Source organism: Nioella sp., from assembly GCF_964229645.1.
GTDB lineage: Bacteria > Pseudomonadota > Alphaproteobacteria > Rhodobacterales > Rhodobacteraceae > Nioella.
In genome coordinates this window covers 1-7,744 of the sequence record NZ_CAXREX010000043.1, presented here as the reverse complement: position 1 = coordinate 7,744, position 7,744 = coordinate 1, and the positions used below count along the sequence as shown (strand labels likewise).

The following is a 7,744-nucleotide window of genomic DNA, read 5'->3' as shown; positions in this document are numbered from 1 at the left end:
GAAGCGCACCCGCGTCAGGTGACCGGACTTGCCCCGCGAGGGAAACAGGAAGCGCGATGGCGCGGCCCCGTTTTCCAGCCGCGCGGACTCTTCCCCGGCGTCGCGATGGACAAGCCAGGCGGCCAGCGCGGCCTGCGCGGGCGGCGACAGGGGCACCATCCGTTCCTTGCCGCCCTTGCCCCGGATCAGCAGAAGCTGCGGATCGCCCCGAACCGCCGCAACGGGCAACCCCACCAGTTCGCTCACGCGCATACCGGTGGCGTAGAGCAGCTGCATCAGGCAGGCATTCCGCAGTCGGTCCCCGGCGCTGCGCCCATGGGTTTCAGAATGCTCCAGAAGGCGGTCAACCTCTTCCATTGAAAGGGTTTTCGGAAGTTTCTTGTCCCGTCCCGGCCCCTTGATCTGAAGCGAGGGATTGTCGTCGCGCAACGCCTCGTCATAGGCGAAACGGTAAAGCTGCTTGATCGAGGAAAGCCGCCGCGCGCGCGTCGATTTGGCCAGCCCCTCGGTATCGAGCGCCACGAGGTAGGCTTCGATATCCGCGCGGGAAGCGGTGGAAAAATCGCGGCCCTGCCGCGCCAGCCAGTCATCGAAATGCACGAGATCCCGGCCATAGGCGAGAAGCGTGTTTTCGGCGGCGTTGAGCTCGGCGGCCTGCGCGTCAAGAAAGGGCGAGATCCAGTCCCGGCTCATCCCCGCCGCTCCAGGATCATCAGTTGCAGCGCGGCGCGACGCGCCACGGTTTCCAGCCCGAGCGCCCGGAACAGCGCCAGTGCATCCTGGATATCGTCCATGTCGCCCTGCTCCTCGCTCAGCACGAGCGCCGCGCGCAGAAGGGCCTCGCCGATCTGGTCTTCGGCCACCATGCGCGCGAAGCGCTCCGGCACCTCGACGCGGGAAAACACGTCCGCGATCAGGCGCGGAAAGGCCCCCGCGGGCGCAGGCGGCGCGCTTTGTCCCCGGGCGATGGCGAAGAGGAACCGCTCGCCCGGGCTTTGCGGCACCGCCATCTGCGCCACGTATTCGTAGGAGCTGGACAAGAGCGCCACCCGGCGCGCCAGCATGGCCGTGTCACCCGTCAGCGGCAGGCGCAGCAGGCGTTCGGCGTAGATCTCGGCAAAGGGCACCTCGAGCTGAGCCTCGTGCATGGCCTCCCAGGCTGCGGGAAGGGTTTGCGCAACGCCAACCGGGTCCTGGGCCAGCATGGCCACGTCGAAACGCTGCACGGCGGCCACGCGGTCCCAGACCCCGCCAGAGGCCGAAGGAACGCGGCTGGTATAGATCAACTGCCACTGGTCCGGCGTGATCGCGCCCGCCCGTGCCAGCCGCTCGGCGGCATCGAGCTGCGCGCGCCAGCCAGCAACCTCGGCCAGGTCGGCATGGGCGAAGGGCAGGGGCAACTGGCCCGCGCCGGGGCGTTCGCCGATGGCCACCCGCATCACGTAATGCAGCGGCGAGGGTTGCAGGTCGATGGGCAGGGGGGCGCCTTCCTCGGCAATCTCGGGGTCAAGGAACCGGGCGATCAGATCGGCCTCGGTTTCCGGGATGAAGCCGAGCGCCTCGCCGGTTCCCAGGGAAAGCGCGGCGGCGGACCAGTCACCATCGCGCGCCAGGCAGAAGATCCGCGCCGGGAAGGACGGCGCGATATCGGGATTGGCGCGCATCGCGGCACAGGCTCGGTCGGGCTGGTCGGTCAGAAGCGTCACGTCGAACCAGCGGCGAAAGACACGCGGCGCCGTGGGGCCTGCGCGTTCCATCATCGCGCGCGCCGGGTCGATCGCCCCGCGTGACAGCAGCATGTCGAGCCGGGCCAGGAAAAGTTCGGCCTCGGGTGTGCTGTCGGGCGGCGGGTTGAGCTCGGCCAGCGCCAGCATGGTGGTAAAGCCCTGGATCGCGGGCAGACCCATCGAAGGCTGGTCGCGAAAGAGGTTGGCCAGGGTCTGCGAGGTGCTGCCGGCCCAGAGGTCGGCCGGCAGGCCCGTCTGGATCGGTGTCAGCAGCCCCACGGCATCGAGACTGACCGCGCCGATGGGCATCACGGAAATCTCGGAGCGGCTGGCCGTCGTCGCGATATTGCCATGCGGGCTGAGCAGTGTTTCCGACAGCCATTCAGGCGGTGGCGTGTTTTCCACCGGTTGCTGCGCATGGGCCGGGGCCGCGAGCGCAAGGCAGAGAATCGCGGCCCTAGTCCACATCCAGCTCAACCGGGCGCGTGATTTCGCGCGTTTGCGGCTGCATCAGGCCGGAATAGGCATAGCCCACGAGCCCGATGAGGCCCAGAAGCGCCAAAAAGAAAAGAAGCTTGATGATCCGCCCCAGCATTTGTCCTCAACCTGCCATGTTTCGGCGTTTGCCGCCGCTATCAATTCATTATAAGCCACGTGGAACGGGATTTCGCCAGTGAGGGGACGATTTTTTTGACAATGGGCGAAACCACGCCAGAGAACATCCTGCGCCTGACGCGCACTGTGGTGCTGGTCGGAATGATGGGCGCGGGCAAGACGGCGATCGGCAAGGCGCTGTCGGCCCGGCTTGACGTTCCATTCGAGGATTCGGATGCCGAGATCGAAGCGGCCTCCAAGCTGTCCATTGCAGAGATTTTCGATCGCTACGGCGAACCCTTCTTCCGCGAGAAGGAATCGCAGGTGATCGGGCGGCTTCTGGAAGGCCCGCCATGCATCCTGTCGACGGGGGGCGGGGCGTGGCTGTCGCCGGCCAATCGCGCGCGCATTTCCGAAAAGGCAGCGGTTGTCTGGCTGAAGGCGGACCTGTCGCTCTTGTGGAACCGGGTCAAGCACAAGGATTCGCGCCCGCTGCTGCGCACCGCCAATCCGCGCGAGACCCTGGCCGAGCTTCTGGCCGCGCGCACGCCCGCCTATGAGCAGGCCCAGTTCGCCGTGGAAACCCGCGCAGGCTGGAGCATCGACCAGACCACAGATGCGGTGATGGACCGGCTTGGCGCGGCAGGCATCGTGGAGATGACAAGATGAGTGAGATGGCAACCGTTCACGTTCCCCTGGGTGCGCGGGCCTATGACGTGCGTATCGGGTCCGGCCTGCTGGCCCGCGCCGGGACGGAAATCGCGCCACTTCTGGGGCGGCGCCGGGTCTTCGTGGTGACCGAAGACCGTGTCGCCGCGCTGCATCTGGAGGCGCTGCGCGCCGGGCTTGGTGCGGAGGGCATCACGATGGAGGCCCTGATCCTGCCGCCGGGCGAGTCGACGAAGGGCTGGCCCGAGTTTACCCGCACGGTCGAATGGCTGCTGGAACAGCGTGTCGAGCGCAAGGATATGGTCGTGGCCTTCGGGGGGGGCGTGATCGGCGACCTGGCGGGCTTTGCGGCGGCGGTGCTGCGCCGGGGCGTGCGCTTCGTGCAGATCCCCACCAGCCTGCTGGCGCAGGTCGACAGTTCGGTTGGCGGCAAGACCGGGATCAACTCGGTTCACGGCAAGAACCTGATCGGCGCCTTTCACCAGCCTTCGCTGGTGCTGGCCGATATCTCGGTTCTGGGCACGCTGAGTGAACGCGATTTCCTGGCCGGTTACGGTGAAGTTCAGAAATACGGCCTGCTCGGGGATGATGCGTTCTTCGAGTGGCTGGAGGCCAACGGCCCCGCGCTGGCGGCCGGCGATGATGCTCTGCGGCTGGAGGCCGTGCGCCGCTCGGTCCAGATGAAGGCCGATATCGTGGAGCGTGACGAGACCGAGCAGGGCGACCGCGCGCTTCTGAACCTTGGGCATACCTTCTGTCACGCGCTGGAGGCGGCAACCGGCTATTCCGACCGGCTGCTGCATGGCGAAGGCGTTGCCATCGGATGTGCGCTGGCCTTTGAACTGTCCTACCGGCTCGGCCTTGTCAGCCAGGAAGAACCGAGCCGTGTGCGCGCGCACCTGGCCGCCATGGGGATGAAAAAGGATCTAAGCGACATTCCCGGTGACCTGCCGGATGCGGATGCGCTTCTGGATCTCATGGGGCAGGACAAGAAGGTGGTCGACGGTCAGCTCCGGTTCATCCTTGCGCGCCGGATCGGGGAGGCTTTCGTCACGGCAGATGTGCCGCGCAAGGACGTTCACGCGGTTCTGACCGAGGCGCTCAGGCCCCGCGGCTAGAAAACTTTTCTGGAAAAGTTTTCAGCCTGCCGGAAAAATCTTCTGGAAGATTTTTTCCGGCTCAACAGGAAGAATTTTCACGAAAATTCTTCAGTCGGTCCCGCGATAGGGTTCGACATATTGCAGGGCCATGTCCCAGGGGAAGAAGATCCAGGTGTCCTGGCTGACACCGGTGATGAACGTATCCACCATCGGTTCGCCCTTGGGCTTGGCATAGACCGTCGCGAAATGGGCCTTGGGATACATGGCGCGGACCACTTCCAGGGTCTTGCCGCTGTCAACGAGGTCGTCGATGACCAGTACGCCCTCACCGTCGCCCATGAGCGCATCATCGGGCCTGTTCAGCACGACCGGCTCGGACTGGGTCTGGTGATTGTAGGACTTGATCGAGATCGTATCGACGGTGCGGATGTCCAGTTCACGCGCGATGATCATCGCAGGCGCCATGCCGCCCCGCGTGATCGCCACGATGCCGCGCCAGGCGCCATCTTCGCCCGGTCCGCGCTTGTCGAGCCGCCAGGCCAGGGCCCGGGAATCGCGGTGAATCTGGTCCCAGCTGATGTGAAACCCTTTTTCGTGGGGAAGTTGAGCGCCGGTCATCGGATCAGCCGTCCTTCTTTTCAAGCGTCATGTCCGGCGCGTCGATCGCCTTCATGCCCACCACGTGGTAGCCCGCATCGACATGCAGGTTTTCACCCGTGGTTCCGCTGCCCAGGTCGGAGAGCAGGTAGAGCGCGGCCTTGCCGACTTCTTCCTGGGTCACGTTGCGGCGCAGCGGGGAGTTGAGCTCGTTCCACTTCATGATGTAGCGGAAATCGCCGATGCCGCTGGCGGCGAGGGTCTTGATCGGGCCCGCCGAAATCGCGTTGCAGCGGATGCCGTCCTTGCCCAGATCCTCGGCGATATACTTGACCGACGCCTCCAGCGCGGCCTTGGCCACGCCCATCACGTTGTAATGCGGCATGACCTGTTCAGCGCCGTAATAGGTCAGCGTGAGCAGCGAGCCACCATCGGGCATGATCGCGGCGGCGCGCTTGCACACGGCGGTGAAGGAATAGACCGAGATGTTCATGGTCATGGCGAAGTTGCCGGCGCTGGTGTCGACGTAGCGGCCGCGCAGTTCGCTCTTGTCGGAAAACCCGATGGCATGGACCACGAAGTCGATCTTGCCCCACTTGGCTTCGAGCGCTGCAAACAGCGCATCCATCGAGTCCTCGTCGGTCACGTCGCATTCCAGCATCGTGTCGCAGCCGATCTGCTCGGCCAGCGGCTTCACGCGCTTGAGCAATTGCTCGCCCTGGTAGGAGAAGGCCAGTTCCGCGCCCTGGTCGGCGCAGGCCTTGGCAATGCCCCAGGCGATGGATTTGTCGTTGGCCAGGCCCATAATCAGCCCGCGCTTGCCCGTCATCAGACCCATGCTATCTCCCTCGGCGATGCATTGATTAAGCTTTGGAACCCTTTAGGCCATCGGCGCGCCTGCTTCAAGATGACAGGCGCATGGCTTGTGGGGGGCAGGGCACGGCGCTAGCTTGTCGTCAAACCGCGAGGAGACAGCAGACCATGAGCGACAGAACCGGAATTTTCTCAGGCGACGATCCGTTCCAGATCGCGCGGGACTGGCTGGCCGAGGCGGAGGCAAGCGAACCCAACGATCCCAATGCCATCGCGCTGTCGACGGTGGATGCCGATGGCCTGCCCAATGCGCGGATGGTGCTGCTCAAGGACATAGAGGCCGGGGCTTTCGTTTTCTACACCAATTACGGATCTGCCAAGGCGGGCGAGATCGACCAGGCCGGAAAGGCTGCCTTCGTGATGCATTGGAAAAGCCTGCGTCGGCAGATTCGCGTGCGGGGGTTGGTATCGAGGGAAGAGGGGCCGCAGGCGGATGCCTATTATGCCACCCGCTCGCTGAAAAGCCGCCTTGGGGCCTGGGCCTCGCAGCAGTCGCAGCCGCTGGCATCGCGCGGGTCCCTGATGGCCGAAGTTGCGAAGATCACGGCGCAGCACGGCCCCAACCCCAAGCGGCCCCCGTTCTGGGGCGGCTACCGGATTACGCCCCTTGAAATCGAGTTCTGGGCCGACGGGGCGTTCCGTTTGCATGACAGGTTCCGCTGGCGCAGGCAGGCTGTCGATGCGGCTTGGGAAGTCACGCGTCTAAACCCCTGACCGGGTGCGGCGCAAGGGGAGCAGATCCGATCTCCAAGTGGGGTTAACAAAGGTTAACAGAATCGCGATAGATCATCACGGGTAATTTTTAACTATTTGAATTTATTAAATCTATTATCCTTGCGCTGCGCCTGCGAAAGCCCCAAGTTATTTTACGGGGACAATAACACGACCTGCCTTCGGGCAGCTCTATCGGGGAACGCATGACCGACGAGGGTACGCAGTCGGGTCCGATCGTGTCGGGCACTGTAAAGTGGTTCGATAACGCGAAAGGCTTCGGATTCATCATTTCGGACGAGGGAGGACCGGACATTCTTCTGCACGCGAACGTGCTGAGGAATTTCGGTCAGAGCTCCGTCGCCGACCAATCACGCATCAAGGTTGTCATCCAGAAGACAGAACGCGGCATCCAGGCACAGCAAGTGCTGGAAATCGAGCCGCCCGAGTCCGATCAGATGGAAGCCAGTACAGGCATGTTGATCGAGATTCCTGACGGGACGCCCTTTGTTCCGGCCAGGGTCAAATGGTTCGACAAGGCAAAAGGCTTTGGCTTCGCCAATGTCTTCGGGCATCCTGAAGACGTATTCGTCCATGTCGAGGTGCTTCGGCGCTTCGGATTCGCCGATCTGCAACCGGGTGAAGCCATCACCATGCGGGTCGTCGACGGGCCGCGCGGCAAGATGGCGGGCGAGATACGGAGTTGGGATTACTACCGGGAGGACTAGGATGCGTGTTTTGCATCTGGCATTGGCGGCGACACTTCTAGCAGGGGCCGCCGATGCGTCCTGTTCCGACGCGCGTCTGGAATTGCGGGGCGATTGGGGCACGGCCCGGTTCCGCATCGAAGTGGCCGATACCCCAGAGGAGCGCGCGCTTGGGCTTATGAACCGGCCGGAAATGGCGCGCTCGGCCGGGATGCTGTTCATCTACGACGAACCGCAACGCGTCAGCTTCTGGATGGCCAACACGCTGATTCCGCTCGACATGATCTTCATGGACGAACGCGGAACCGTGACCCGAATCCACGAAAACGCCGTTCCGCTGGATCGCACGGCGATTCCCGGGGGTGAGGGCGTGCAATACGTGCTGGAGATCAACGGGGGCCTCAGCGAGGCCATCGGCATCACCGTTGGGTCTGAAATGCGCCACCCTGCGATCGACGAGGCCCTGGCTGTCTGGCCATGTGAATAATCGGGCTTCCATTGCCTTCCCGCGCGCGCTAGGAAGCGCCGCAGTCGGGGCGTAGCGCAGCCTGGTAGCGCGTCTGTTTTGGGTACAGAAGGTCGTGAGTTCGAATCTCGCCGCCCCGACCATTTCCCTTCGATATATCGTTCCGCCCGGCTTGCCGTTTGGCCCCCGCCTGGCCCATTGTGGCCGTTGTCGGCGGTTTGTGCGCATGGGATCGGATCAGGATGAGCGATAAGGGGCAGTCTGGTGTCGACGTCCGGTCGCGGCCTTCCAAGGGCCGGG

At 64.0% G+C, this 7,744-nt stretch carries 10 protein-coding genes and 1 tRNA gene; 6 read left to right on the top strand and 5 right to left on the bottom strand.

From position 1 onward, the window contains the following. The 3 genes from ACEQXV_RS03000 to ACEQXV_RS02990 form a co-directional block, all read right to left on the bottom strand. Nucleotides 1-693: tyrosine-type recombinase/integrase (locus ACEQXV_RS03000; RefSeq protein ID WP_370267828.1), on the bottom strand; the 693-nt coding region annotated here is incomplete at its 3' end. Then, nucleotides 690-2,195 carry a hypothetical protein gene (locus ACEQXV_RS02995; protein WP_370253797.1) on the bottom strand — a complete coding sequence of 502 codons (1,506 nt, stop codon included), beginning with the start codon at nt 2,193-2,195 and terminating at the stop codon, nt 690-692. The genes ACEQXV_RS03000 and ACEQXV_RS02995, both read right to left, overlap by 4 nt. After that, nucleotides 2,185-2,322 carry a hypothetical protein gene (locus ACEQXV_RS02990; protein ID WP_370253798.1) on the bottom strand — a complete coding sequence of 46 codons (138 nt, stop codon included), beginning with the start codon at nt 2,320-2,322 and terminating at the stop codon, nt 2,185-2,187. Before ACEQXV_RS02990 ends, ACEQXV_RS02995 begins: the two co-directional genes overlap by 11 nt. 101 nt (nt 2,323-2,423) lie before the next feature. Between ACEQXV_RS02990 and ACEQXV_RS02985 the strand changes: the two genes are divergently transcribed. Both ACEQXV_RS02985 and aroB read left to right on the top strand, forming a co-directional pair. Beyond that, nucleotides 2,424-2,990: a shikimate kinase gene (locus ACEQXV_RS02985; protein WP_370253800.1), complete on the top strand. Its 567-nt coding sequence runs from the start codon at nt 2,424-2,426 to the stop codon at nt 2,988-2,990. Then, complete coding sequence (gene aroB, locus ACEQXV_RS02980) at nt 2,987-4,108, top strand: 3-dehydroquinate synthase (protein WP_370267826.1); 1,122 nt, start codon at nt 2,987-2,989, stop codon at nt 4,106-4,108. Before ACEQXV_RS02985 ends, aroB begins: the two co-directional genes overlap by 4 nt. Nucleotides 4,109-4,198: 90 nt before the next feature. Here aroB and gpt read toward each other — a convergent pair whose 3' ends face one another. Next, nucleotides 4,199-4,708: a xanthine phosphoribosyltransferase gene (gene gpt, locus ACEQXV_RS02975; RefSeq protein WP_370253802.1), complete on the bottom strand. Its 510-nt coding sequence runs from the start codon at nt 4,706-4,708 to the stop codon at nt 4,199-4,201. Nucleotides 4,709-4,712: 4 nt separating this feature from the next. Continuing rightward, on the bottom strand, nt 4,713-5,525 hold the full coding sequence (gene fabI / locus ACEQXV_RS02970) for an enoyl-ACP reductase FabI (RefSeq protein ID WP_370267824.1): 813 nt from the start codon (nt 5,523-5,525) through the stop codon (nt 4,713-4,715). 80 nt (nt 5,526-5,605) lie between these two features. Between fabI and pdxH the strand changes: the two genes are divergently transcribed. From pdxH to ACEQXV_RS02950, 4 genes are all read left to right on the top strand, one after another. After that, a complete protein-coding gene (gene pdxH, locus ACEQXV_RS02965) occupies nt 5,606-6,274 on the top strand; it encodes a pyridoxamine 5'-phosphate oxidase (protein WP_370267822.1) in 669 nt (222 codons plus the stop codon). Nucleotides 6,275-6,477: 203 nt separating this feature from the next. Continuing rightward, nucleotides 6,478-6,999, top strand: a complete 522-nt coding sequence (locus ACEQXV_RS02960; protein ID WP_370253805.1) for a cold-shock protein — start codon at nt 6,478-6,480, stop codon at nt 6,997-6,999. A 1-nt stretch (nt 7,000) separates the two neighbouring features. Beyond that, nucleotides 7,001-7,465 carry a DUF192 domain-containing protein gene (locus ACEQXV_RS02955; protein WP_370253807.1) on the top strand — a complete coding sequence of 155 codons (465 nt, stop codon included), beginning with the start codon at nt 7,001-7,003 and terminating at the stop codon, nt 7,463-7,465. A gap of 45 nt (nt 7,466-7,510) precedes the next feature. Beyond that, nucleotides 7,511-7,587: transfer RNA gene (locus tag ACEQXV_RS02950), tRNA-Pro, on the top strand. The last annotated feature ends 157 nt before the right edge of the window (nt 7,588-7,744 follow it).

Coding starts and splice junctions, on each gene's coding strand:
- ACEQXV_RS02995 (WP_370253797.1), bottom strand. CDS start 2,195: ATGTGGACTAGGGCCGCGATTCTCTGCCTTGCGCTCGCGGCCCCGGCC.
- ACEQXV_RS02990 (WP_370253798.1), bottom strand. CDS start 2,322: ATGCTGGGGCGGATCATCAAGCTTCTTTTCTTTTTGGCGCTTCTGGGC.
- ACEQXV_RS02985 (WP_370253800.1), top strand. CDS start 2,424: ATGGGCGAAACCACGCCAGAGAACATCCTGCGCCTGACGCGCACTGTG.
- aroB (WP_370267826.1), top strand. CDS start 2,987: ATGAGTGAGATGGCAACCGTTCACGTTCCCCTGGGTGCGCGGGCCTAT.
- gpt (WP_370253802.1), bottom strand. CDS start 4,708: ATGACCGGCGCTCAACTTCCCCACGAAAAAGGGTTTCACATCAGCTGG.
- fabI (WP_370267824.1), bottom strand. CDS start 5,525: ATGGGTCTGATGACGGGCAAGCGCGGGCTGATTATGGGCCTGGCCAAC.
- pdxH (WP_370267822.1), top strand. CDS start 5,606: ATGGCTTGTGGGGGGCAGGGCACGGCGCTAGCTTGTCGTCAAACCGCG.
- ACEQXV_RS02960 (WP_370253805.1), top strand. CDS start 6,478: ATGACCGACGAGGGTACGCAGTCGGGTCCGATCGTGTCGGGCACTGTA.
- ACEQXV_RS02955 (WP_370253807.1), top strand. CDS start 7,001: ATGCGTGTTTTGCATCTGGCATTGGCGGCGACACTTCTAGCAGGGGCC.